Raw genomic sequence first — 24,557 nt, 5'->3', positions numbered from 1 at the left:
TCGTCACCACGGCCCCATTCCCCACAGACGCAACCATGCCTGATACGCCGCGAGATTCGCGTCCGCCGCGCGCTTTGCCGCCTGTTGCGCGTCAAGAACCGCTTTGCTCGCAGCCTGCATCTGGCTGCCCACATCGAGCACGCGTTGCTGCGCATCGAGCATCTGCTGCTGGAACTTCAGCGATTGGGAAAGCCAGTCGGTCATCGCTTCGCTCCGATCGCCGCCGCCAGGCCCGCGGCCCATTTCGTGATGTCGCCCGCGCCAAGGCACACCACCTGATCGCCACCCCGCACGACTGCGGCGAGCGTGGTTGCGAGCGTGTCGGCATCCGCGACGGTCGCCGCCGCGCGATGGCCGCGCCGCTTCAGCCCCTCCACCAAAGCCTCGGCATCGACGCCTTCCACGGGCGTTTCGCCCGCCGCATAGACGGGCGTGACGTAAACCATGTCCGCATCGTTGAACGCGCTTTGGAAATCATCCATCAGGTTGCCGAGCCGCGAATAGCGATGCGGCTGCACGACCGCGATCACGCGGCCCTGCGCGCTTTCCCGCGCCGCCGACAGCACCGCGCGTATCTCTACCGGGTGATGGCCGTAATCATCGATGATGGTCGCGATGCCACCCTCCGCGCTGACCTCGCCCACCTTGGTAAAGCGCCGCTTGACCCCGCCAAACTTCTCGAAGCCTTTCTGGATCGTCGCATCGTCGATGCCCAGCTCCAGCGCGACGCCGATCGCCGCGAGCGCGTTCTGCACATTGTGGCGGCCCGGCATCGGCAGGTCGATATGCTCGATCGATCGCGTCGCGCCATCGCGCGCGCGGATGATCGCCTCGAAGCGGTTGCCGCCGGGATAGGGCGTCACGTTCACGCCGCGCACATCGGCGGATGCCGCGAAACCGTACGTCACGATCCGCCGGTCGCGCACCCGCGGGATCAGCGCCTGCACCTCCGGGTGATCCAGGCAGAGCAGCGCCGCGCCATAGAAGGGTACGTTCTCGACGAACTCGACATAGGCTTCCTTGGCGCGCTCGAAATCGCCGTAGTGATCGAGATGCTCGGGATCGATGTTCGTCACGACAGCGATCGTGCCGTCCAGCCGCAGGAAGCTGCCGTCGCTCTCGTCCGCCTCCACGACCATCCAGTCGCTGTCGCCCAGCCGGGCGTTGCTGCCGTAGCTGTTGATGATGCCGCCGTTGATGACCGTGGGATCCACCCCGCCCGCATCGAGCAGCGCGGCGACCATCGAGGTGGTCGTCGTCTTCCCATGCGTCCCCGCCACCGCCACGGTGGACTTGAGGCGCATCAGTTCGGCCAGCATCTCGGCGCGGCGCACCACCGGCACGCGCCGTTCGAGCGCGGCCTCCACCTCCGGGTTCCCGCGCTTGATCGCGGTGGAAGCGACGACCACCGCCGCCTCGCCCAGATTGTCCGCCTTGTGGCCGATCGAGACCGGAATGCCGCGCGCGCGCAACCCCTCGACGACATAGCCTTCCGCCACGTCCGACCCCTGCACCCTGTAGCCCAGGTTGTGCATCACCTCGGCGATGCCGGACATGCCGATCCCGCCGATGCCGACGAAATGGATCGTGCCGATGTTGGTGGGGACGCCCTTCACGCAAACGCTTCCTTCTGGATCACCGGGCCGACCGGCAGCGCCGAACGCGGCGCATCCAGGCTTTCCACCAGATCCGCGAGATCGCGCGCCGCATCGGGCCGGCCGCAGGCGCGGGCGCGGGCAGCGGCATTCTCCAGCCCCTCGGGATCGAGGCCGAGCTTCTGCATCTGCTTGGCCAGTTCGGATGGCGTGAACTGGCTTTGCGGGATCGTCCGCGCCCCGCCGGCACGCGTGATCTCCCGCGCGTTGGCGGTCTGGTGGTCGTCGGTGGCGGTGGGCAGCGGAACGAGGATCGCGGGCCGCCCCGCCACCGTCAGTTCGGCGATGGTCGAGGCGCCCGCGCGTGCGATCACCACATGCGCCCAGCCCAGATGCTCGGGCAGATCGGGCAGATAGGTCGCGAGATCGGCGGCGATATCCAGCTCGGCATATTTGGCGCGCGCGGCATCGATATCCTCGATCCGCGCCTGATGCGTCACCTGCAAGCGGCGACGGAAGGCGACGGGCAGCATCGCGAGCCCATCCGGCACCACCTTGCTGAGCACGCTCGCACCCTGCGATCCGCCGGTGACCAGCACACGGAATATGCCGTCTTCCTCCAGCAGCGGATAGGGCTTGGCGCGCAACGCGATCACGCTGTCGCGCACCGGATTGCCGACGCAATTCGCCTTCATCTGATGAGCCGGCTTGAGCCGCTCGGTATCGGCATAGGACGTGGCGATCGCATCCATCCGCCGCGCGACCAGCCGGTTGACGCGGCCGAGCACGGCGTTCTGCTCATGGATCGCGGTGGGGATCTTGTCGGCAAAGGCCGCCGCCAGCGCGGGGAAGGCGGGGTAGCCGCCGAAGCCGATCACCGCCGCCGGCTGAAAGGTACGGTAAAGCTCCCGCGCCATCGCCCGGCCGCGCCACATCTCGCGCGCCGCCTTTGCCCAGCCGAGCGGGCCGCCGCTCAGCCGCCCGGCCGGAAGCACATGCGTCTGCACGCCGTCGAACAGGCCGGGAAAGCGCACGCCGCGCTCGTCCGAAACCAGCGCCACGCGATGCCCGCGCCGGATCAGCTCCTCCGCCAGCGCGGCGGCGGGGATCATGTGGCCGCCCGTTCCCCCGGCGGCGAGCACGAAATGCCGCGGGCGCGTCACAGCGCCCCCCAGCGGGTGACATAGGGGCTGCGCAGCAGGAAAGGATTGCGGCGGGTGAAGGTGAGAAGCAGGCCCATCCCGATCGACAGCGCGATCATCGATGAGCCGCCATAGCTGATGAACGGCAACGTCATGCCCTTGGACGGCGCGAGGCCGGTATTGACCGCCATCGAGACCAGCGCCTGCGCGCCGAACTGCGTGGCAAGCCCACCGGCCGCGAGCAATTTGAAATTATCCTGTTCGTCGAGCAGCTTGACGAAGACGCGCACCACGATCGCCAGAAACATAACCGCGATCACCATGCACGCAATCAACCCGAACTCCTCTCCGATGACCGAGAAGATATAGTCCGTATGCGCTTCGGGAAGCCCGAATTTCACGCGGCCGCCACCTGGCCCGGTCCCCGTCCAGCCGCCGGCGGTTAGCGTGGCGTGCGCCGCATTGGTCTGGAAATGGTCGCTCGCGCCAGCCCCTTCCGCATCGGGGAACAGGAAGGCGTCGATACGGGTGCGCGCCGTGCCATAGAACACATAGGCTGCGATCAGCGCCGCCGGCGCCATCGCCACGAACGATGCGATCACGCGCCATGGCGTCCCGGCGATCATCAGCAGCGCCAGCCATACCGAGCAGAAGATGATCGTCTGCCCCAGATCGGGCTGCATCATCAACATCGCCGCCACCAGCCCCGTCATCACGAAGGTGATCGTCGTCACCGGCAGCGATTCGTCACGTGCGCGCAGCGAGAGCAGCCACGCGACGGTGACGATGAAGCATGGCTTGAGGAACTCCGACGGCTGGAACTGCGCCAGCCCGAAGCCGATCCAGCGACGCGCACCGTTCACCGTCACGCCCACCACCGGGGTGAGCGCGAGGAGCACGCCGAACACGCAGAAACCGACCACCGCCAGCCGCCGCGCGGTATTCACCGGCAGCATCGAGGTGATGAACAGCACCGGCAGCGAAACGGCCACCCACATCAACTGCCGCCAGAAATAATAAAGCGGCGGGAATTTCAGATGCTCGCCGGAATAGCGCACCGCGCTGGCCGGGCTGGCGGCGGCGACCGCGATCAGCCCGATCGCGATCAGGCCCAGCGTGAGCACCAGCAGCACCCGATCGGTATCCCAGAACCAGGTGCCGAGCGGCGAACGATCACCACGCCCGCCCCGCCCCTTCAGGCGCGCGCGCAGCCCCGCGTCGCTGACGATCTCGACCTTTTCTTCGCTCATGCCAGCGCCCCCACCGCGTCGCGAAATGCCTCGCCGCGATGCTCGTAATCGCGGAACTGATCGAAGGACGCCGCCGCCGGCGACAGCAGCACGGTATCGCCCGGCGCTGCGCGGCTTGCGGCGCTGGACACGGCGGCCGCGAGCGTTCCCGCCTCCTCCACCGCCATCTCGTCCTGCAGGATCGCCGCGAAGCGCGGCCCCGCCTCGCCGATCGTATAGGCTCGCACGACGTGATCGAAATAGGGGCGGCACGCGTCCAGATCGTCGCCCTTCGCCCGGCCGCCGACGATCCAGTGAACGCGCGGAAACGCGCCGAGCGCGGGCGCGGTGCTTTCCGGGTTGGTCGCCTTGCTGTCATCGACATAGGCGACACCGGCGACCTCCCGCACCTTTTCCATGCGATGCGGCAGGCCCGCGAATGTCTCAAGCCCGCGATCGATATCAGCTTCGCTCACGTCGAGCGCCCTCGCGACCGCGATCGCGGCGAGCGCGTTCTGGGCGTTGTGCGGACCTTGCAGGCTCGGCCAGCGCGTCTGGTCGAGGCACACGCCGGGCGCGATCTTCGTCAGATGCTCGGCGCGCGCCGAAAGTGATCGGGCGATCGTGGCGGATGGCGCGTCGCCGATCCCGATCACCGCCTCATGCTCCGGCGCCTGCATCGCGAACAGCCGCGCCTTGGACGCAACATAGCCATCGAACCCGTCGTAGCGATCGAGATGGTCCGGCGTGATGTTGAGCAGCACCGCCACGTCGCAATCGAGGCTGCGTGTCAGGTCGATCTGGTAGCTCGACAGCTCCAGTACATAGACGCCCCCGGCCGGCAGCGGCGCCTGCGCCAGGATCGGTAGCCCGATATTGCCGCCCATCAGGGCGGGCATCCCTGCGGCCTTCAGGATGTGCGTGACGAGGGCGGTCGTGGTGGATTTGCCGTTGGTGCCGGTGATGCCGACCACCTTGTGCGCGGGCAGTGCGGGGCGCGCCTCGGCGAAGAGCTCGATGTCGCCCGTGATCGCCACGCCTGCGGCGCGCGCTTTCGCTGCCAGCGGGTGCGTGTTGAGCGGCACGCCGGGGGAGACGAGCAATGCGTCGAAGCCTGCGAGGTCGATCGTGTCGAGGTCGGCGATCTGCGCGCCTTGAATGCCCTCGCGCCGCGCGGCATCGCTGTCCCATGCCACCACGGTCGCGCCGCCCGCGATCAGCGCGCGCGCCGCCGCCGCGCCGGATCGCGCCAGCCCGAGCACCGCGTAGCGTCTGCCGCGCCAGAGCGGGGAGACGATCACCTCAGCTTCAGCGTGGAAAGGCCGGCGAGTGCCAGCACGAGTGCTATTATCCAGAAGCGAATAACAACAGTCGGCTCACTCCAGCCGAGCTGCTCGAAATGGTGGTGGATGGGCGCCATGCGGAACACCCGCTTGCCAGTGCGCTTGTAAACCGCGACCTGGATGATAACCGAGAGCGCCTCGACCACGAACAGACCGCCGATGATTCCCAGCACGATCTCGTGATGCGCGATGACGGCGATAGTTCCGAGCGCGCCTCCCAGTGCAAGGCTTCCGGTATCGCCCATGAATACCGCCGCCGGCGGGGCGTTGTACCACAAGAAGGCAAGCCCCGCGCCGACCATTGCCCCGCAGAAGATCGCCAGATCGCCCGCGCGCGGCACATGCGGCAGCCCGAGATAATCCGCGAACTTCACGTTCCCGACGAGGTAGACGATTATCATGAACGCCACTGCCGCAATGATGACCGGCATCGTCGCCAAGCCATCCAGCCCGTCCGTCAGATTCACAGCATTGCCGAACGAGACGATCGTGAAGGCGGCGAATAACGGGTAGAGATAGCCCAGTTCGAGATAGTAACGGTTGGTGAATGGCAGAAAAAGGCCGGTGCCATTCTCCTGGCTGATGATCCACGCCGCCACGCCAGCGATCACGAACTCGAGCAACAGGCGCACCCGGCCAGGGATTCCGGCGGTGGTCGCCTTCGTGACCTTGTCGTAATCGTCCATGAAGCCGATCGCGCCAAATCCCAGCGTGACGAACAGGCTCGCCCACACGAACGGATTGCGCAGGTCCATCCAGATCAGGATCGCGAGGCTTAGGCTCGTCAGGATCATCAGCCCGCCCATCGTTGGCGTGCCGCGCTTGGCGAGATGCGTCTGCGGCCCGTCCGCGCGGATCGGCTGGCCCTTCCCCTGGCGCACGCGCAGCCAGCCGATGAACTTAGGCCCGATGATGAGGCCGATGAACAAGGCGGTCGCGATCGCACCGCCGGTGCGGAACGACAGGTAGCGGATCAGATTGAGGACACTCGGGAAGCCGAGGCTCTCCGCGATCAGATACAGCACTATGCAACGCCCCCGGCGAGAGCCGCGACGATCCGCGACAGCCCGACTCCGTTCGATCCCTTTACGAGCACCACGTCGCCCGGCGCGATCACCTGTTTCAGGCGATCAAGCGCGCTCGCGGCATCGGGCACATGGACGAAATCGACCTTCCCCTCAAGAGCCTGCGCCAACGCAGCCATCTTTTCACCGACGAGCAGCGCCGCTTGAACGCGCGCGGCCAGTATCGGCCCGGCGAGCGCGGCATGATAGGCATCACTGCCGGCGCCCAATTCTCTCATTTCGCCAAGAACTGCGACGTGCCGCCCGGATTCGTTCGACAGCACCTCCAGTGTGGCCGCCATCGAGGCGGGATTGGCGTTGTAGCTTTCGTCGATCACCAGCACCTCGCCATCCGCCACCCGCGCCGCAAAGCGATCACCGCGCCCAGTCAGCCCGCCAAGTTCGCCAAGCGCAAGTCCAGCCAGCCCAAGGTCCCCACCCGCCGCATCGACCGCGGCGACCACCGCCAGCGCATTCGAAACCCAATGCTGCCCGGGCTGCGATACGGTGAAGCTCAATTCGCGCTCGCCCACTTTCGCGGTCACGAACGTGCCGATATCTAGTCGCATGGTCTCGATCGGGTGAACGTCCGCCGCCTTGTCTAGCCCGAATGTCACGATCCGCGCCGCATATGGCGATGCGGCGTCGATCAGCCGCTTGCGATGCGGACTGTCATGCGGGACGATCGCGATGCCGCCGGGCTCCAGCCCGCGAAAGATCTCGCCCTTGGCGTCGGCGATCGCGCTTTCGTCCGCGAAGAACTCGGTGTGCGCGGGTGCGATTGCGGTTACAATCGCGATGTGCGGGCGGACGAGCGTGGTCAGATGCGCCAGTTCACCAGCGTGATTCATTCCCATCTCGAACACGCCGAAGCGCGTCCCGCGCGGCATCCTTGCCAGGCTGAGCGGCACGCCGGTGTGGTTGTTGTAGCTCTTGACCGAACGGTGCACCACACCCGGCGCGCCGCGATCGAGCGCGGCGAACAGCGCCTCCTTGGTGGATGTCTTGCCGACCGATCCGGTTACGCCGATGACCTTGCCGTCGATCCGAGCGCGGGCGGCACGGCCCAGATCCTCCAGCGCAGCAAAGCTGTCCGCGATGCGAACACAAGGGTGCGCGCTTGCTTCCGATACCAGCGCACCCGCCGCGCCACGCGCGAATGCACTATCCAGAAAGCGGTGGCCATCCGTTTCCTCGCCTTTCATCGCAACGAACAGATCGCCCGCGCCAATCTCCCGGCTGTCGAAGGCGACACCATTAACCGCAAAGTCGCCGGACGCGGTTCCGCTGGTTGCGGCCGCGATTTCTGCGGAGGTCCAGAGGCTCATCACAGGCCTATAACAGGGATGGCCGAGTCAACGCAGCCCACTGACTGCATCGCCGCTGACCAGTTCATATCGCACGCCGAGCTTGCGTCGCTCGCGCGGTCGCTTCTCGCCATCGGCGTGGGCGAACGGACGGGCGGGAACATTGATCTTCCTTTTCACGCTACCTCCCTTGCTACAGTGACGTCGTCGAACGGCAGGACGAGATCACCGACGATCTGGCCTTGCTCGTGCCCCTTGCCAGCGATCAACACGATGTCATCGCCGCCAGCCATACCGACGGCATGGGCGATTGCCGCCCGGCGATCGCCAATCTCGATCGCGTCCGGTGCACCTTTCAGTATCTCGGCGCGGATTGAAGCGGCATCCTCGCTGCGCGGATTATCATCCGCGACGATCACCACGTCCGACTGCGCGGCGGCAATCTGCCCCATCGGTTCCCGCTTGCCGCGATCGCGATCGCCGCCTGCGCCAAAGACCAGGATCAGCCGCCCCGTTACGTGCGGACGCAGCGCGGCGATCGCCGCCTCCAGCGCATCAGGCGTATGCGCGTAATCGACATATACCGGCGCGCCCGAGGCGGTGATGACGGCGCGCTCCAGCCGCCCACGCACCGGCTGGAGCCGCGCGAGATTGGCGATCGTCGCAGCGACATCGCCCCCTGCCGCGATCACCAGCCCGGCGGCGATTAGCGCGTTGGCGGCCTGATAGGCGCCGATCAGCGGCAGCGTCACATTATGCTCACGTCCGTCGGCGGCGATGACGAGTCCCTGCCCCAACAGCGTCGTGTCGCGTGACACGAGCCGCAATGTATCGCCATGTTCTCCAACGGTAATCAGCTTGGTACGGCGCGCATGGGCGAGATCCACCACGCGCTCCGATTGCGGATCGTCGACCCACACCACCATCGTGCCATCATCACCCAGCACTTCCGAGAACAGCCTCAGTTTGGCGGTGAAATAGGCCGCCATATCGCCGTGGTAGTCGAGGTGGTCGCGGCTCAGGTTGGTGAAGGCGGCCGCCATCACCGGCACGCCCTCGGTACGATACTGGCTCAGCCCGTGGCTGGACGCCTCGAACGCGAGATGCGTCACACCCTCGCGCGCCAGACCGCCGACGTTGGAAAGGAACGTCACCACGTCGGGTGTAGTGAGGCCGGTCGTCACGCGGTCGTCGGCGGTGGAGACGCCGAGCGTGCCGATCGAGGCCGCATGGTGCCCGGCCATCCGCCACAATTGCCGCGTCATCTCCACGGTGGAGGTCTTGCCGTTGGTCCCGGTCACCGCGACGGCGATTTCCGGGAACGGGGCAAAGAATCTCGCGGCCAGCTCGGCGAAGGTCTGGCGCGGGTTGGCGGCGGCGATATGCACCGCGCCAGCCACAATCGCCTCCGGCCGGGCGACGACCGCGATCGCACCGGCGGCAATCGCGGCGGGGATGTAATCCTCTCCGTTGACGCGCTGGCCTTCGAACGCACCGAATATCGTGCCCGGCGCGACCTTGCGGTGATCGATCGCAAAGCCGGTCACCTGTGTGGCCTCGGTTCCGCCGGTGAGCTGGCAGAGCCTCATTCGGCGATTCCCTTGTCTTCCTTCTTCCCCGGCGCTTTCCACAGCAGCGGGTTGAGATCGCTTAGATCGATATCGTGGCGATCGTCCGGGATCACGCCAAGCAGCGCCCCGGTGCGGCTGACCACCCTGCTTACCACCGGCGCGACGGTGTAGGCCGCCGTGGTCTGGAAGGAATTCGCCTGTACGCGCTTTGGCGAGTCCATCATCGCGATCACCACGTAACGTGGCGCATCCATCGGAAAGGCGGAGGCGAAGGTGGAGACGTTCGCGTTCTTGGCATAACCGCCGCGTTGCGCGACCTCGGCCGTACCGGTTTTGCCGCCGATGCGATAGCCCGGCGCCTCGCCCTTACGACCGGTGCCGTCGAGCACGACAAGCCGCAGGAGCTGGCGCATCCGATCGCTGGTCGATTGCTGAAGCACGCGGCGGCCCTTCGGCTCGGCCCCTTGCGGGATCTTGAGCAGGGTAGCCGGGTGCCAGATTCCGCCGTTGACCATCGCGGCGTAAGCAGTCGCAAGGTGCAGCGGCGTAACCGCGATACCGTGACCGTAAGCAGTCGTCATCACGGTTGTGCGCGCCCAGAAACCAGGCCAAAGCGGCCGCGCCTTCTCGACCAGTTCAACATCCGGCTTGCGATCGAAGCCCAGCTTGCGGAACATATCCTGCATCCGCGCCGCGCCGACCATGTCGGCGATCCGCGCGGTGGCGATGTTTGAGGAGTAGATCAGCGTTTCGGGGATGTTGAGCCAGCGCTTCTGTTCGTGCCCGCGATCATCATGGATCGTGAATCCGCCGACCTTGAGCGGCACCGTCGCGTCGAAACGGCGGCTCATGTCGGTGACCACGCCATAATCGATCGCGGCCGCCATCGCGATCGGCTTGAACGTTGAGCCGAGTTCATACACCGATTGCGTCACGTTGTTGCGCAGTTCCTCGGTGCCCGCCATGCCGACACGGTTCGGATTGAAAAGCGGCAGCGAGACCATCGCGATCACTTCCCCGGTGTGCACGTCCATGACGATGCCGGCTGCGCCTTTCGCCTGCATCTCGCCCATCGCGCGGCCGAGTTCGCTTTCCATCGCGGCCTGCACGCGACTGTCGATCGACAGCGCCACCGGGGCGCCGCTCTGTGCCGGATCGATGAGCCGCGCCTCCAGCGCGCGCTCCATCCCGCCCATCCCCCTGCCGTCGGTGGAAAGGTAGCCGAGCGCATGCGCAGCAAGCGTCGATTGTGGATAGAGCCGCTGGGTCTGCCGCTCGAACACTATTCCCGGCTCGCCGATGGCGTTTATCGCCTCAACCAAGGCTGGGCTGGCGCGCCGGTTCAGGTACGTGAACGACACTTTCTTCGTAAGTTGCGCATAGAACCACGGCTGATCGCCGGTATCGGGCATCAGATCGGCCAGCCGCTGCGCGATCGCGCCGCGATCGCCCAATAGACGATCGGGATGGACGCCAATTGCCCAGGCGTCGATCGTGCGCGCAAGCGGTTCGCCGTTGCGATCGATGATATCGCCACGCGGCGCGGCGCCGAGAATCGAGGCGCGCGCTGGCCTACCCTCGATCGCCAGCCACGAGAGCCGCGCGGCCACCACCGTCACTGCGGCGGCAAACAGCAGCATCAGCATCATCAGACGCATGTGCTGCGTCGCAAGCAGCACATGGCGCTGCTCGGTGGCCTTTATCGATCGGGCAGGGCGCGCGACCAGGGTAGTCAACGCAACCGCCGTGCCTCGACGCGGGCTCCGCTAGCCAAATCACCGAGCGTCGTGTCACTGAGCAGCGACTTGTCGAGCATCGCGACCGCCCTGCCCTTCCGGGACGCAGCCGGGGCCGGTTCCGCGACCGCCGTGCGCAACACCACCGCCGCCGTGAGCTTCGGCGCGCTCGAAACAGCAGGATGCACCGCAACCTTCACCAGCGCTGCAGGCCGCGCGATCGCAGGCGCTTCGTCGATCACCGGAGTTGGCGCGACGCGGGCGGGCGAGGGCAGCGATGGCACCACCAGCGCGGCAGTACGAATCGCGCCCTGCTGCTGCGCTAGCATCGGCGCGCCGCGATCGAAGCTGATCGAAGCGAGTTGCCCTTCATCGCGCACAAACTGCCCGGCGGTGGGCGATGCCAGCGCCAGTGTGTCGCCATTCCAGCGCTCGAGCTGCGTCAGGTTCGATCGAACATCGAACTCCGTTTCGAGCGCACGGATATCGCGCTGCGCCAAGCCGATGCGCCCGTTAAGCTGCTCCAGCCGCTTGCGCTCGGCTGCGACCTGAAGCGAGATAAGATAAAAGCCCAGCGACACGATCACCACGCCGCCGAACCAGCCCAAACCTTTCAACCGATACGTCGCCGCCATCATCACGCCTCCACTAACTCAACGCCGCCGACCCAGGCCGCCGCACCGGTGCGCACCGCGGTGCGCAGCGTCGCCGAACGCGCCCTCGGATTACGCGCAACCTCGGCAGCACTCGGGCGCACCGCCTTGGCCGCTGGATCGAAACTCGGCTCGCGCGCCTCACGCGCATCGGGGCGATGACGCGACCCGGCAGGCATCGACCCGCTCCGCTCGCGCAGAAATCGTTTCACCAGCCGGTCCTCCAGGCTGTGAAAGGTGACAACCGCGAGCCGACCGCCCGGCGCAAGCACGCGCTCGGCGGCCGCGAGGCCCTGCGCCAACTCCTCCAGTTCGCGATTCACATGGATGCGGATCGCCTGGAAAGCGCGTGTCGCCGGATCCTTCTTGTCGTGCGGTCGATGCCCCAGCGCGCGGCGCACTACCTGCGCCAGTTGGCCTGTCGTAGTAAGCGGGCGCGCCGCGACGATCGCCTTTGCCACCCGGCGCGAGCGCGGCTCCTCGCCGTAGCGCCACAGCACGTCGGCAATCAGCGTTTCGTCGGCAGTGTTCAGGAAATCCGCCGCCGACGGACCGGCCTTGGACATCCGCATGTCGAGCGGCCCGTCGCCCTGGAACGAAAAGCCCCGCTCCGGCTGATCGAGTTGCATTGAAGACACGCCGATATCCAGCACCACGCCATCGACGGGCACGGCATCCCGCGCCTCCAGCTCGCCGGCCATTGCCGAAAACTCTGCCGGGACCAGGATGAGATTGTCATGCGCCGCCACCAGCGGCGCGCCGTCACGGATCGCGTCGGGGTCGCGATCGAACGCGAAGACGCGCGCGCCGGTTGCCAGCAGCGCACGAGTGTAACCGCCGGCGCCGAACGTACCATCCACGACGGTCTCGCCACGCCGGGGGGTCAGCGCGGCGAGCACTTCGTCGAGCAGCACTGGAACATGGGGTTCCACGCGCGCGATCACAGCGCATACCCCTTTTCCTCGCAGGTGAACTCAACGTATTCCTTGAGGAAGGGATCGATACCCGGCGTCTCGATCAATATCTGCGGGCTCCAGATGGTGATCCAGTCGAACGAGCCGTGGAAGAACGCGGCGTTGCCAATCCGCGCATATTTTCGCTCGAACGCCGGCATGATGAAACGGCCGCTGCCATCGAACGGCAACGGCTCGGCACCGCCGGCGCGATCGAGGATATTATAATCGGTACGACCGGATTTCTCGAACTGGGCGGCGTCGAGCATCTCCAGCCGCTCTTTCCAGAACGGGACAAAGCGCGGGTCATAGGCGATCAGGCAGCGATGCTCGGGGTGGGGCGCCACGATGACCGTGCCGCCATCCTTCCCGTCTTCACGGGGCGAGTTCTTCGCGAGCATGGCGCGTAGAGTATTAGGAATGGCGACGCGAGACTTGTCATCGACAAGCGCGATCCCCTTTCCCTGATAGTCCACCCTGTCAGCCACGCCCACCTCGCCTGCGACGGACGCGCCTCTCCGGCCCGGAAAACAGCCCCTCCGGCCGCCCCGGCAATCGCGAAGACAAAAAACAGCGAGTCCGCCCCTCTGCTAGCGCTGATAGATACCAGCGCCATTCGGGGATGGGAAGGGAAATGTGGGGAAAATCGGGGAAATGAAACTAGGCTGGCGGCTTTTTCCCGCTTGCGGACGGGTGGGACCGCGCGAGTTCCGTTTTCGTTCCCCTCAACGCTCGCCTGTAAACGGGGGTGAGACGGGGAATCACTGCCACATCCCCGAATTTCCCCGTGGATCCATGGTGCTCATGCGGAGATTCAGCGTCTCGGCGCGGCCGGAGCCGTGCCATTTGCGGTGGCGGGCGCGACGCCTAGCTCCGCAAGCGGTTCATTTGGCGCGGTGGCGGGCACACTGCCATTAGCGAGCGTCATATTTGCGATCGCTTCCGGCTTAGGCGCGTCGGCAGTCGCGACAGGCCGCTCGCGGCTGGCGGCGCTGAATATAGCGCTGGCTATGCCGATGAGCAGCACCACCGCAGCGAGGCCGACAAGGCCAACCCGCAGGCGCTGTGCCGTCTGGCTCGATGTGGGTGTTTCGGTAGTCATCCGTCGCGCGAGAATAACGCTATATCTCACCGATGTCGAATTCTTACACTTTATGCCGCCGTTCCAATCCCTTCGCAGCAAGCCATTCGGGATTGTAGAGCGTTGACAGGTAACGGAAACCCGTATCGCACAATATCGTTGCGATGCGCTTTCCCGGCCCCAGATCGCGCGCCAACCGCACCGCGCCGGCAACGTTGATGCCTGATGAGAGACCCAGGCAAAGCCCTTCCTCGCGCAATAGCCGTTCGACCCAGTCGAGCCCCTCCTGATCCCCGATGCGATATTGCGTATCGATCGGCGCACCTTCGAGATTGGCGGTGATCCGCCCCTGTCCGATCCCTTCGGCGACCGAGCTGCCCTCCGCTCTCAGTTCTCCGCAGGCATAATATTCGTACAGTGCGGCGCCGTGCGGATCGCTGAGCGCGATCGTCACACGTTCATCCTTCGCCTTGAGCCCCATCGCCACTCCGGCGAGCGTCCCCCCGGTCCCGACCGCGCAGGTGAAGCCGTCGACGCGTCCGTCCATCTGCGCCCAGATTTCCTCCGCCGTGCCAGCAATATGCGCTTTGCGGTTCGCGATATTGTCAAACTGATTGGCCCAGATCGCCCCAGGCGTTTCCTCGGCGATACGGCGCGAGGTGTGCACGAAATGGTACTGGCTGGAATAGGCCGCTGCGGGCACAGTCACCAACTCAGCACCTAGCGCGCGGAGCGTATCCATCTTCTCCTTTGACTGCGTGTCAGGCATTACGATGATCGCGCGATAGCCCTTGGCATTGGCGACGAGCGCAAGGCCGATCCCGGTATTGCCCGCCGTACCCTCGACGATCGTGCCCCCCGGCTCCAATTGTCCCCGCGCCTCGGCGTCTTCGACGATGAAGAGCGCCGCGCGATCCTTTATACTGGCACCGGGGTTGGCGAACTCGCATTTGGCATAGATATCGCACCCCGTCTCCTCGCTCGGCCCCTTGAGCCGGACGAGCGGAGTGTTGCCGATAAGCGCGAGAGTGTCAGAGGCCGTATGCATGCCGCTCTAGATGCCCCCGCTTGCCGGGCGCGACAACCACGCTTGGCCTTTAATCAACGAAAGCGCGATTGATACCGGTGTCGTCGCCCATTACGCCCAGGCAACGATCATGAGTCGCAAATCCTCCTTCGCGCCCATGGCAGACGGCCGCACCCGGCTTCTCATTCTGGGTAGCCTGCCGGGCGAACGCAGCCTTGCCGAAGGCCAGTATTACGCCCATCCCCGGAACCAGTTCTGGTCGTTGCTGGGCCACGCAATCGGCGTAAACCTCGGCGGGCTAGGGTATGAGCCACGCCTGGCCGCGCTGCTGGAGGCGCGGATCGGCTTGTGGGATGTCGTCGCTTCGGCCCGGCGCTCGGGAAGTAACGATAGCGCGATCCGCGATTATGCCGCCAATGATCTGCCCGCGCTGGTCGGCTCGCTTGCCGAACTTCGGGCGGTCGCGTTCAACGGCGCCACGGCCTTGCGTATCGGCAAGCCGCTGCTCACCGGGTACGAGCTGGCAATGGTGGCACTGCCCTCGTCAAGCGCGCTGCACACGATCGGGATCGCGGCAAAACAGCCTGCATGGGATGCGCTCGTCGCATTTATCGCCTGATCGCACGCGACAGGTGGCCCGCAGAGGATATAAAATTGCATACCGCCCTTGACGGAGGCGTGGCCGGGGGTATGGCGTCGCGCTGCTATGAAGAGCCCCCTTCTCCTCCCTGCCGCCCTCGCGCTGACCGTGCTTTCCGCTTGCAATTCCAAGCCTGAAAAGCCGGAAGTGCTCGATATCAACCCCGATCCGATGGCTGCCGAGCTTGCCAACAAGGGCACTGTCGAGCTGCCACCGGCGATCAAGGCGGAAAAGACGTTCCGTTGCAAGGACAACAGCCTCGTCTATGTCACCTTCTTCCAAGGCGACAAGCAGGTGTTCGTGAAGTCCAAGAAAGACGGGACCCCCACCACGCTGAAGGCCGAGAAGGCCGGCGATACGCTTGTCGCCGATGGCGGCTGGAAGCTGACGGGCGACACCACGCACATCACGCTGACCCAGCCGGGCAAGGGCGAGCTTACCTGCAAGGCCTGACGGGCCAGCAATTTCACAATCATCGGGCCGGTGCACCAAGTGCGCCGGCCATTTTAGTTGGTGCTGTGGCTTGCCATGCGCGCCGTAGCGCGCCACCTTCCGTACATGGCGACAATCGCGGTTTATAGCCTGAAGGGCGGGGTCGGGAAAACGACCCTCGCGGTAAATCTTGCCTGGTGCGCGGCGACACGATCCGCACGACGCACCTTGCTGTGGGACCTTGATCCACAGGCAGCGGCGAGCTGGATACTAGGCCGCGAATCGAAGCATGATCGCGCACAGGCGGCGTTTTCGCGTGATGTCGATCCGCGCAAGCTGATCCGCCCCACTGATAACGAACGACTTGACCTGCTCCCGGCCGACGCCTCGCTGCGCGAACTGGACCACCTCCTGCGCGAGATGGACAAGAAGAAGCGGCTGAGCAAATTGATTGCCGGGCTGGGCGATTATGATCGCGTGATCCTCGATTGCCCGCCCGGCCTCACCGAGACTGCGGAGCAGGTGACGCGCGCCGCCGACCTGATCGTCATCCCCGTCGTTCCCTCCCCGCTCGCGCAGCGCGCCTATGAAGAGATTGAGCGGCATCTCGGCGGCCGCACACCGACGCTTCCCGTACACGTGATGGTCGATCGCCGACGCCGAATGCATCTCGACGCGGTCGCTGCGCAGCCGGACTGGCCGGTCATCCCCATGGCGAGTGCAGTGGAGGCATCGTCCGCCACTCATCGTGCCGTGGGCGATGTGGCGCCGCAGTCAGCGGCGGCGAAGTCGTTTCAGGAGGTCTGGCAAAGGATCGAGCGACGTCTCGCTTCATGAAATTCGAGCCGCTGGATCCAGCAATCGTGCTCGGCGCCTATTCGGTCGGCGTGTTTCCGATGGCCGACGGGCGCGACGCGCCAGGCGTCTACTGGGTTGAGCCGCGCCGCCGCGCCGTGATACCGCTCGATCGCTTCCACCTCTCCCGCTCACTGCGCAAGACGCTGCTGGCGGATCGGCTGCGCGTGACGGTCGACCGCGCCTTCCCTGCGATCATTCAGTTATGCGCGGAGATGGCGAGCGATCGGCCGGAAACCTGGATCAATCAATCCATCGAACAGGCGTTCCTGAAGCTGCACGAAAGCGGCCACGCCCATTCGATCGAATGCTGGGATGAGGATCGACTTGTCGGCGGCCTCTACGGTCTCGCGCTCGGCCGCGCCTTTTTTGGCGAGAGCATGGTGAGCCGCGTGACCGACGCCTCGAAGATCGCCCTCGCGGCGCTGGTGGCGCGATTGCGCGCGGGTGGCTTCACCCTGCTCGACTGCCAGTTCATGACCGAACACCTCGCCTCGCTTGGTGCGGTGGAGATCGATCGCTCGGACTACATGGTGTTATTGGGCGATGCGCTCGCCGGATTGGTTTCAGCGACCGGCGCGTCATCGGTGCCGTCGCTAGAATCGTCGGGCGACGCAGCTGCCGCCGACTTCTTCGCGGTGGAGGCCGCGATGACATCGGTATCAGCCCCGTTTGCGGGGAAAGACATCGTGCAGCTCTTGGTCCAGACATCATAAACTGGATGCTGCACGACGTTGAGCGCCGGGCGCTCTTTGTAGAGCCAGCCAGAAAACACACGCCGCCACAGCTTGTCCACGCCCTTCACGTCCACCTGGACAAACGCGCCGGTTAGCTGCTCCTGCTCCCACGGCGCGGTCCGCTCGCAGGCGCGCAGGCGCACTATCGTGTCGCCGACACGCAGCGCCTGTCCCGGCTTCATCGTCAATTCCCGGCTGACGCCATTGCGCTTGTTGAGGATACCGACCACCGCAACGCGCTCTGCCATCGGGGTGGTTCCGGCATCACTCGCCTGGTCGCTGCCCTCAATCGCAGTCACCCCGTCGGGAGCGGCGCGCGGCGCAGGCACCGTTTGTGAGGCGGCGGGCGCGACGGGTTTCGGCGCTGGCGCCGCATCGGCCAGCCAGTGCCGCCCTTGCCAAAGGCCAATGCCGACGATCCCGGCGACGAGCGCGCCCGCCGCCAGCGCGCGTCTCACGCCTCGGGGCTCCATGCCTCGTAATCGCCGGTCGCCGCAGCGCGCATGCCGCCTTTTTCCAGCGCGCCCGGCGGGCGGTAGGCGAGTGCGGTCCCCGTCATGTTCGGCACTGGCGGCTTCTCCCACCGGCGCGGCGCCGGCAGCGCGCGATCTGGCACCTGGTCAACCTGATGGTGCAGCCAGCTGAACCATTCGGGCGGGACGCGGCTGGCGTCATTCGCGCCCTGGTAGATCACCCAACGGCGTGGCCGGCCGCCGGTATCTATACCGCCCTCATAATAAACGTTGCCGAGCGAATCCTCGCCCGCCCGCGCCTTGCCGCGAAGGCCAAACCAAGTGCCGATGGTCGCGCCGTTCCACCAGGTGAACGGGTTCAGATTGATGCCCATGTCCCGCGCTTACCCCCGAAGGCCGCGCGCTTCAACAGCCGTCGCGCCCGCCCGCTCGCTGCTCATCGGCCCCATGTCACCTTGTCGCCCTCGTCGATGCCGAGTTCGCCAGCGCGCCCGCCGTTGAGCTCCAGCACCGCCACGACTGGCTCCCCGGACGGGATCGGCGTCTCGGAGAAGGGAACGGTATTCTCGGCGATCCGGGCGATCGTATGATCGGGCCGGATGAACAATATGTCGAGCGAGCTGGGCGTGTTCTTCATCCAGAAGTTCGCGATCTTCGGCGCGCCGCCATCCGGCGGATAAGGCGCGAACAGCATGCCGCCGTCCTTGGGAATATCGGTGCGGAACATCAGGCCTCGCTCCTGCTGCGCTGCCGTGGCAGCGACCTCGACCCGGAATCCATGCGCGCCCTTCGGCCCGGCGATAGTCAGCGCGACCTGCCTAACGCCGTCCGCATCGACCGCACCAGCTGCGTTTCCTTCGCCCGCCGCGCCGGCACTGCCAGGCGAACAGCCCGGCGCAAGCAGAGCGATCATCGCGACGGCAAGGATACGAAACATCTTATTCCTCCGAGACGACGTCCACCACCACCGCAAGCGGCCCTTTGCGCCCCTCGACAACGCGGGCGCGGAGTGGCTGATCCGGCTCGACATCGTGGATCGCAGCGCGGCGCAGCGTTTCCATATGCACAAATATATCCTGCTCCCCGCCCGGTCGCACGAGGAAACCATAGCCTTTCAGGCGGTTGAACCACTTCACCAGCACCGGCTCCCATTCGCCGGCATCATCGATGAGAGCGATCGGATCGATCCGCGCGGGATCGCGCACCGGGCCATGCTCCACCGCCTGCGAGGTGTCGATCGACAGGATCTCCACCGCCTGAAAGCCACGCTCGCGCTTCACCGCGATCGCCTCCACTCGCGATCGTTCGGGCAGGCTGCGCCGGCCAAGCGACTGGAGCACGCTGAAATGGATCAGGATATCGCCGAAATCGCCCGAATCGGGCACGAGAAAACCGAAACCGCGCGTCACGTCGAACCATTTGAGCGTGCCGACGACGTGGACGCCCTTCGCATCGGCCGCACCGGCTTGCCGTTCGCGGTCATCCGCATCGCGAGATATTTCGCTATGCACGTTTACGAATTCCCCCCCGGGTGTCTCAGGACGCTAGCATGGTTGTCGTCGCGCACAACAGCGAAACCATTAGCTTCCTATCATTCATCGCTCTCAAATGGCACACCGGGCGGCGAGACAACGATCCGCCGCGCCAGCGACGGCGCGTGACCGGCACGCACCATCGCCCCGATCTGGCGCTCGCGCTGCCGATCGTCGGGCGCGACCTGCGCCCAGGGGCCGAACCGCCGCCGGCGCGCGAACGCCAGCGCGGCATCCAGCGGGCGCTCCGCTATTGGCTCCAGCGCGACTGCCGCATCCGCCTCCTCCACGTGCGCCGCCCGCAATGCCTGCGCGACGCGGCGATCGCCGTAGCCGCGTCGCGCCAGCACTGCGGCGCGCATCTCGGCAAAGGCGCGATCATCGACATAGCCCAGTGCCGCCATGCGATCGGCCACGTTAGCAGGCTCAACTGGCGCGCCTTCCCAGCCGCGCTCACGAATTTTGCGGCGCAGATAATCGGCTAGTTTCCCCCGCGTCGTCGCGAAACGCTCGACATATCTCAGTGCCAGTTGATCGAGCGCAGCGGCGTTCAGGGGACGCGGAGAACGTGGTTGGCGAGGCACGGCCATGTTGTTGCCACACTGACGAACGAATTTAAACGCGCGGGGCGCGCAAATGCTGCCATGGAGCAAGCTTGCGACCCGCCGGGGCGCGCGAAAGGTTTATGGACGGAATGACTACCCTCGATCCCACTCCCACGCAGGATGCGCTGCCGCGCCGCTTCGCGGATTTCGCAACGCTGGGCGAGGCGCTTGATTACGCGGCGCAGGGAACGCGCGGGCTGAATTTCCACGATGCGCGCGGCGCGCTGACCCGCGCCTATTCGTTCGCTGAACTGCGCAAAGACGCGCAGGCGGCGGCATGGCGGCTGATCGCCGACGGGATTGCGCCGGGCGATCGCGTCGCGCTGGTTGCCGAAACCGGGGCCGAATTCGCCGCGCTGTTTTTCGGCGCGGTCTACGCCGGCGCCTGGCCGGTGCCGCTGCCGCTGCCCACCTCGTTCGGCGGCAAGGAATCCTATATCGATCAGCTTAGTGTCCAGCTTTCGAGCTGCGATCCAAAGATGCTGATTTTCCCGCCGGAGCTGGCGGCGATGGCCGGCGCCGCGGCGGAAGCGCGCGACGTACGCGGCGTCGATTGGTCCGAGCTGCTCGCGGCCGAGCCGGTGCCCGTCGCGCTTCCGTCCGCACAGGGCGGGGATATCGCCTATCTCCAATATTCCAGCGGCTCGACCCGTTTCCCGCATGGGGTGGCGATCACGCATCACGCGCTGCTCAACAATCTTGCCGCACATTCCCATGGCATGCGACTGGTTGACAGTGATCGCTGCATTTCGTGGTTGCCGTGGTATCACGATATGGGGCTGGTTGGCTGCTTCCTGTCGCCAATCGCAAATCAGGTATCGACCGATTATCTCAAGACCGAGGATTTCGCGCGCCGGCCGCTCGCCTGGCTGGACATGATAAGCCGCAACGGCGGCACCTCGATCAGCTATTCCCCTACGTTCGGCTACGATATTTGCTCGCGCCGCATTTCCAGCCAGACGCGCGCTTCGGATCGCTTCGATCTGTCACGCTGGCGGCTTGCGGGCAATGGCGCGGACATGATCCGGCCGGACGTGATGCAGGGCTTCGTCGATGCCTTTGCCGATGCCGGCTTCAAGGCCAGCGCATTCCTGCCCAGCTATGGCCTGGCGGAGGCAACTCTGGCCGTATCGATCATGCCGCCGGGCGAGGGCATTCGCGTCGAACTGGTCGAGGAAACGCAGCTTTCCGGCGTCAAAGCCGGCGAGGATCGCCCGCAGCGGTATCGCGCGATCGTCAATTGCGGCAAGCCGGTGCGCGACATGACCGTCGAGATCCGCGAGGAGGACGGAACGCCACTGCCCGAGCGCGCGATCGGCAAGCTCTGGTGCACCGGTCCATCGGTGATGGTCGGCTATTTCCGAGACGACGATGCCACCGCCGCCTGTATGAAGGATGGATGGCTCGATACGGGCGATATGGGTTATCTGTCGGACGGCTACGTCTACATCGTCGGCCGCGCCAAGGACATGATCATCGTCAACGGCCGCAATCACTGGCCGCAGGATATCGAATGGGCGGTCGAGCAGCTTCCCGGCTTCAAGCAGGGAGACATCGCCGCCTTCGCCATCACCACGCCGGGCGGCGAGGAGACTCCGGCGGTGCTCGTGCAATGCCGCACGTCCGACGATATCGAGCGCACCCGCCTGCGCGATGAAATTCGCGATCGGGTTCGCGCCGTGACAGGCATGAATTGCGTCGTCGAGCTTATCCCCCCGCGCACGCTCCCGCGCACAAGCTCAGGCAAGCTCAGTCGGGCGAAGGCACGCAACCTGTATCTATCGGGCGAGATCAAGCCTTACGCCATCGCCGCCTGACGCTGTCGGCGGAGCCGGGCGGAAACGATTAGTCAACCCTGTTGGCGTATGCGGCGGGGTGTGAGTACCAACCAGCCCCCCGCCGTTCGTCATTCGAAGGTTCCGATCGGGCCGCTGCTCGGTCTTTCCGAGGGGGACGATGCCGCCGCATGGGCGCGCATCCGCGGCGCGACGCTTCACGCCGGTCGTCAACTCGCATTGTTCATGCTGGGCGTGAACGTCGTCGGCGCGGCTGTGGTGGTGATGCTGTTCGCCCGGGATGTGCCGCATTCCTGGCTCGGAATATGGGGCGCCGCGGTTGCGCTCGTTTCCGCCTTCGTCGCCATCCGGCGCCTGCAGACGAGCCCGCAGTCCGATGCGCTCGCGTCCGTCGCCGATCTCAGGCGAACCGGTATCGAAGGCGTGGCGCTCGCGGTGGTGTGGAGCGTTCCCGTACTGCTGTTCGGGCGACACGGCGATTCGGAGGCCGCACTGGCGCTGTGGATGGTGCTGTCGATTCTGATGTCAGCGGCCGCGATCGCGCTCGCGCCGCTGGTTCTGGCGGGGCTGGGCTTCATCGGCGGGGTCGCGCTGGCCGTCGCCGCCACGTTCGTCTTCAGCCATATCTATATTGCCGCGGCGGGATCGCTATTGTTCGCCGCGATCCTGATCGTAGGATGTGTTTCGCGCGCGCAGGCGCTGGTGCTGCTGCGCGGTTCGGAACTCACGCTTACCGATCGAGACGAAACCGTCAGCCTGCTGCTGCGCGAATTCGAGGATAGCGGCGCAGACTGGCTATGGGAAACCGATGCCCAGCGTCGCATCATCAAGGGCTCGTCGCGTTTCGCGGTAGCCCTTGGCCTTACCCCCAGCGCAATCGAGGGGATGCCGCTTCTCAAGGCGCTCGCCGGCCCGTCTTGGGACTCGGGCAATTTTTCACCGGCGCTTCGCCAACTGGCGGAAAAGCTCAAGAACCGCGAAAGCTTCCGCGATCTCGTCTTGCCGGTAACCGTTGAAGGAAGCCAGCGCTGGTGGGAAATCGCCGCCAGCCCGCGCTACGATGACCGCGGCGATTTCGTCGGTTTCCGCGGCGTCGGCTCCGACGTGACCGAGCAACGCACCACCGCCGACAAGATCAGCCGCATGGCCCGATATGACGCGCTGACTGGCCTGCCCAATCGCCTTCTGGTGAACGAGGCGCTGAGCCGGGCGTTGGCCGACGCGGAGAAATGGGGTTCGCGCTGTGCCTTCATGATGATCGACCTCGATCGCTTCAAGGCGGTCAACGATACGCTCGGCCACCCTATCGGAGACCGGTTGCTCGGCCGCGTATCGGAACGGCTGGCGCAACTTGTCACGGACAACGAGACGGTCGGCAGGCTCGGCGGCGATGAATTCGCCGTGGTAGTGCGCGACGCGACCGACACCGAGCGGGTCGAACGACTCGCGCATACGATCATCGAAACGCTCTCGCGCCCCTATGAGGTGGATCAGCACACCTTGTGGATAGGCGCGTCTGTGGGTGTCGCCACTTCTCCACGCGATGGACGAACAGCGGAAAACCTGATCCGCTCGGCAGACCTCGCGCTCTACCGCTCCAAAGATGCCGGCGGCGGATCGTTCCACACCTACGATCCGCAACTTCACGTCAATGCGGAGGAGCGCCGCGTGCTGGAGATCGCGCTGCGCAACGCCCTCGATCGCGGCGAGCTACATCTCCAGTATCAGCCAGTTGTGGAAGCCACGAGTGGTCATCTCACTGGCTTCGAGGCGCTGTTGCGCTGGCATAGCCCGGAATTCGGCATCGTCAGCCCAGCCAAGTTCGTACCGCTCGCCGAGGAAGCCCGGCTGATCGGTCCGATCGGCGAATGGGTCGTCCGCACCGCATGCGCCGAGGCCGCGCGCTGGCCGGACGACGTGCGCGTCGCTGTCAACGTCTCTCCGGAGCAATTGCACAATCCCAATTTCGTCACTGTCGTCGCCCAGGCGCTTTCAACATCGGGGATCGCGCCCAGCCGGCTCGAGCTGGAAGTGACCGAGAGCGTCTTCATGCGCGAAGGCACCGGCGCGGTGAAGGTGCTCGAGCGCATTCTCGATATGGGCGTCCGGCTCAGCCTTGACGATTTCGGCACTGGTTATTCCTCGCTTGGTTATCTCAGCCGGACTCGTTTCTCCTCGATCAAGATCGATCGCAGCTTCGTGCAAGGCGCGTCACGCGGTGTGCCGGAGGCGCTCGCAATCATCTGCGCGGTGGTCGCGCTCGCCCGCAGCCTTGGCATGGCAACGACCGCCGAGGGCGTGGAAACCGAGGCCGAACTCAACATGATTCGGGAACTCGGCTGCTCCAAGATCCAGGGCTTCTATTTCGGACGCCCACTGCCCGTGGAGGAGGCACGCGCGCTTGCCAGGCGCCATCGCCCCGACGCCTACGTTGCGGCTTAAGACAATCCGGGAGCACCGGCCCTGGTTCGCCTAACGACGTCTCCCCTATTGCCGCCGCCGCCGCGTCGCGTTAGGGGCGATCCCACGTAGGGGTGTAGCTCAGCTGGTTAGAGCGTCGGTCTCCAAAACCGAAGGCCCTCGGTTCGAATCCGAGCTCCCCTGCCACTTTCACTTTATCGCCGAGAACATGGCGTTGCCGGGATCGCGCCCGTGGGAACATTCCCGCTTGCCTTCTAACCGCGCACAAGCAGGGCGTCATTTGTAGCTGGCCACGGCTATTTAGCGATCGCGAAACATAGCCACGGCAACTTGAGCGGTCATCGTTCGGGCAATCGTATCGCACG

At 65.6% G+C, this 24,557-nt stretch carries 25 protein-coding genes, 1 tRNA gene and 1 pseudogene; 7 read left to right on the top strand and 20 right to left on the bottom strand.

Annotated elements, in window-relative coordinates:
* Positions 1 to 3: 3 nt before the first annotated feature.
* The 15 genes from ACM61V_RS06840 to ACM61V_RS06770 all read right to left on the bottom strand — a co-directional run bounded on the left by ACM61V_RS06840 (position 4) and on the right by ACM61V_RS06770 (position 14,722).
* Positions 4 to 204, bottom strand: coding sequence for a hypothetical protein (locus tag ACM61V_RS06840; protein WP_249341574.1), 201 nt, complete (start codon positions 202 to 204; stop codon positions 4 to 6).
* Positions 201 to 1,616, bottom strand: a complete 1,416-nt coding sequence (gene murC, locus ACM61V_RS06835; protein ID WP_137787171.1) for a UDP-N-acetylmuramate--L-alanine ligase — start codon at positions 1,614 to 1,616, stop codon at positions 201 to 203. The genes ACM61V_RS06840 and murC overlap by 4 nt, the downstream gene beginning before the upstream one ends.
* The gene (gene murG, locus ACM61V_RS06830; protein WP_419713902.1) at positions 1,613 to 2,758 is read right to left on the bottom strand and encodes an undecaprenyldiphospho-muramoylpentapeptide beta-N-acetylglucosaminyltransferase; all 1,146 of its coding nucleotides are present in this window, start codon (positions 2,756 to 2,758) and stop codon (positions 1,613 to 1,615) included. The genes murC and murG overlap by 4 nt, the downstream gene beginning before the upstream one ends.
* A complete protein-coding gene (locus ACM61V_RS06825; protein WP_137787173.1) occupies positions 2,755 to 3,987 on the bottom strand; it encodes an FtsW/RodA/SpoVE family cell cycle protein in 1,233 nt (410 codons plus the stop codon). The genes murG and ACM61V_RS06825 overlap by 4 nt, the downstream gene beginning before the upstream one ends.
* A complete protein-coding gene (gene murD / locus ACM61V_RS06820; protein ID WP_137787174.1) occupies positions 3,984 to 5,267 on the bottom strand; it encodes a UDP-N-acetylmuramoyl-L-alanine--D-glutamate ligase in 1,284 nt (427 codons plus the stop codon). Before murD ends, ACM61V_RS06825 begins: the two co-directional genes overlap by 4 nt.
* Positions 5,264 to 6,334, bottom strand: coding sequence for a phospho-N-acetylmuramoyl-pentapeptide-transferase (gene mraY / locus ACM61V_RS06815; protein ID WP_137787175.1), 1,071 nt, complete (start codon positions 6,332 to 6,334; stop codon positions 5,264 to 5,266). Before mraY ends, murD begins: the two co-directional genes overlap by 4 nt.
* Positions 6,334 to 7,701, bottom strand: coding sequence for a UDP-N-acetylmuramoyl-tripeptide--D-alanyl-D-alanine ligase (locus ACM61V_RS06810; RefSeq protein WP_137787176.1), 1,368 nt, complete (start codon positions 7,699 to 7,701; stop codon positions 6,334 to 6,336). The genes mraY and ACM61V_RS06810 overlap by 1 nt, the downstream gene beginning before the upstream one ends.
* Before the next feature lie 27 nt (positions 7,702 to 7,728).
* The gene (locus ACM61V_RS06805) at positions 7,729 to 7,860 is read right to left on the bottom strand and encodes a hypothetical protein (RefSeq protein WP_283214569.1); all 132 of its coding nucleotides are present in this window, start codon (positions 7,858 to 7,860) and stop codon (positions 7,729 to 7,731) included.
* Positions 7,857 to 9,269, bottom strand: a complete 1,413-nt coding sequence (locus tag ACM61V_RS06800) for a UDP-N-acetylmuramoyl-L-alanyl-D-glutamate--2,6-diaminopimelate ligase (RefSeq protein WP_137787177.1) — start codon at positions 9,267 to 9,269, stop codon at positions 7,857 to 7,859. The genes ACM61V_RS06805 and ACM61V_RS06800 overlap by 4 nt, the downstream gene beginning before the upstream one ends.
* On the bottom strand, positions 9,266 to 10,987 hold the full coding sequence (locus ACM61V_RS06795) for a peptidoglycan D,D-transpeptidase FtsI family protein (RefSeq protein ID WP_137787178.1): 1,722 nt from the start codon (positions 10,985 to 10,987) through the stop codon (positions 9,266 to 9,268). Before ACM61V_RS06795 ends, ACM61V_RS06800 begins: the two co-directional genes overlap by 4 nt.
* A complete protein-coding gene (locus ACM61V_RS06790) occupies positions 10,984 to 11,622 on the bottom strand; it encodes a hypothetical protein (protein WP_137787179.1) in 639 nt (212 codons plus the stop codon). Before ACM61V_RS06790 ends, ACM61V_RS06795 begins: the two co-directional genes overlap by 4 nt.
* Positions 11,623 to 11,624: 2 nt before the next feature.
* Complete coding sequence (gene rsmH, locus ACM61V_RS06785; protein ID WP_249341575.1) at positions 11,625 to 12,584, bottom strand: 16S rRNA (cytosine(1402)-N(4))-methyltransferase RsmH; 960 nt, start codon at positions 12,582 to 12,584, stop codon at positions 11,625 to 11,627.
* Positions 12,581 to 13,081 (bottom strand): division/cell wall cluster transcriptional repressor MraZ, encoded by a 501-nt coding sequence (locus ACM61V_RS06780; RefSeq protein ID WP_137787180.1) that lies wholly within the window; start codon positions 13,079 to 13,081, stop codon positions 12,581 to 12,583. The genes rsmH and ACM61V_RS06780 overlap by 4 nt, the downstream gene beginning before the upstream one ends.
* A gap of 326 nt (positions 13,082 to 13,407) precedes the next feature.
* Positions 13,408 to 13,695, bottom strand: a complete 288-nt coding sequence (locus ACM61V_RS06775; protein WP_137787181.1) for a hypothetical protein — start codon at positions 13,693 to 13,695, stop codon at positions 13,408 to 13,410.
* Between the two features lie 43 nt (positions 13,696 to 13,738).
* Positions 13,739 to 14,722 carry a cysteine synthase A gene (locus tag ACM61V_RS06770; protein ID WP_137787182.1) on the bottom strand — a complete coding sequence of 328 codons (984 nt, stop codon included), beginning with the start codon at positions 14,720 to 14,722 and terminating at the stop codon, positions 13,739 to 13,741.
* A gap of 109 nt (positions 14,723 to 14,831) precedes the next feature.
* Here ACM61V_RS06770 and ACM61V_RS06765 point away from each other — a divergent pair, with 109 nt between their 5' ends.
* From ACM61V_RS06765 to aat, 4 genes are all read left to right on the top strand, one after another.
* On the top strand, positions 14,832 to 15,320 hold the full coding sequence (locus ACM61V_RS06765) for a DNA-deoxyinosine glycosylase (protein WP_137787183.1): 489 nt from the start codon (positions 14,832 to 14,834) through the stop codon (positions 15,318 to 15,320).
* A gap of 87 nt (positions 15,321 to 15,407) precedes the next feature.
* Entirely contained in the window at positions 15,408 to 15,794 is a 387-nt protein-coding gene (locus ACM61V_RS06760; protein ID WP_137787184.1) for a hypothetical protein, read from the top strand.
* A 105-nt stretch (positions 15,795 to 15,899) separates the two neighbouring features.
* Entirely contained in the window at positions 15,900 to 16,610 is a 711-nt protein-coding gene (locus ACM61V_RS06755; protein WP_137787253.1) for a ParA family protein, read from the top strand.
* On the top strand, positions 16,607 to 17,344 hold the full coding sequence (aat, locus tag ACM61V_RS06750) for a leucyl/phenylalanyl-tRNA--protein transferase (protein ID WP_137787185.1): 738 nt from the start codon (positions 16,607 to 16,609) through the stop codon (positions 17,342 to 17,344). Before ACM61V_RS06755 ends, aat begins: the two co-directional genes overlap by 4 nt.
* A 35-nt stretch (positions 17,345 to 17,379) precedes the next feature.
* On the opposite strand, the pseudogene ACM61V_RS06745 reads toward aat, so the two are convergent.
* The 5 genes and pseudogenes from ACM61V_RS06745 to ACM61V_RS06725 form a co-directional block, all read right to left on the bottom strand.
* Positions 17,380 to 17,547, bottom strand: a pseudogene (locus ACM61V_RS06745) (DUF2155 domain-containing protein); the annotation flags it as partial.
* Between the two features lie 272 nt (positions 17,548 to 17,819).
* A complete protein-coding gene (locus ACM61V_RS06740) occupies positions 17,820 to 18,212 on the bottom strand; it encodes an NADH:ubiquinone oxidoreductase subunit NDUFA12 (RefSeq protein WP_137787186.1) in 393 nt (130 codons plus the stop codon).
* Between the two features lie 62 nt (positions 18,213 to 18,274).
* Complete coding sequence (locus ACM61V_RS06735; protein WP_137787187.1) at positions 18,275 to 18,775, bottom strand: DUF192 domain-containing protein; 501 nt, start codon at positions 18,773 to 18,775, stop codon at positions 18,275 to 18,277.
* 1 nt (position 18,776) lies between these two features.
* The gene (locus tag ACM61V_RS06730; protein WP_249341576.1) at positions 18,777 to 19,349 is read right to left on the bottom strand and encodes a cold-shock protein; all 573 of its coding nucleotides are present in this window, start codon (positions 19,347 to 19,349) and stop codon (positions 18,777 to 18,779) included.
* A gap of 80 nt (positions 19,350 to 19,429) precedes the next feature.
* A complete protein-coding gene (locus tag ACM61V_RS06725) occupies positions 19,430 to 19,960 on the bottom strand; it encodes a regulatory protein RecX (protein ID WP_137787188.1) in 531 nt (176 codons plus the stop codon).
* 104 nt (positions 19,961 to 20,064) lie between these two features.
* Between ACM61V_RS06725 and ACM61V_RS06720 the strand changes: the two genes are divergently transcribed.
* The 3 genes from ACM61V_RS06720 (at position 20,065) to ACM61V_RS06710 (ending at position 24,378) form a co-directional block, all read left to right on the top strand.
* Positions 20,065 to 21,792, top strand: a complete 1,728-nt coding sequence (locus ACM61V_RS06720; RefSeq protein ID WP_171007598.1) for a fatty acyl-AMP ligase — start codon at positions 20,065 to 20,067, stop codon at positions 21,790 to 21,792.
* A 60-nt stretch (positions 21,793 to 21,852) separates the two neighbouring features.
* Positions 21,853 to 24,213, top strand: a complete 2,361-nt coding sequence (locus ACM61V_RS06715; RefSeq protein WP_249341577.1) for a putative bifunctional diguanylate cyclase/phosphodiesterase — start codon at positions 21,853 to 21,855, stop codon at positions 24,211 to 24,213.
* Between the two features lie 88 nt (positions 24,214 to 24,301).
* Positions 24,302 to 24,378: transfer RNA gene (locus ACM61V_RS06710), tRNA-Trp, on the top strand.
* Positions 24,379 to 24,557: the final 179 nt, after the last annotated feature.

Origin of the sequence: Sphingomonas sp. TX0543 (assembly GCF_048565505.1) — a bacterium.
In the GTDB taxonomy this organism is placed as follows: Bacteria; Pseudomonadota; Alphaproteobacteria; order Sphingomonadales; family Sphingomonadaceae; genus Sphingomonas.
The sequence above is the reverse complement of the archived record's forward strand: the minus strand, read 5'-3'. Positions and strand labels throughout refer to the sequence as shown.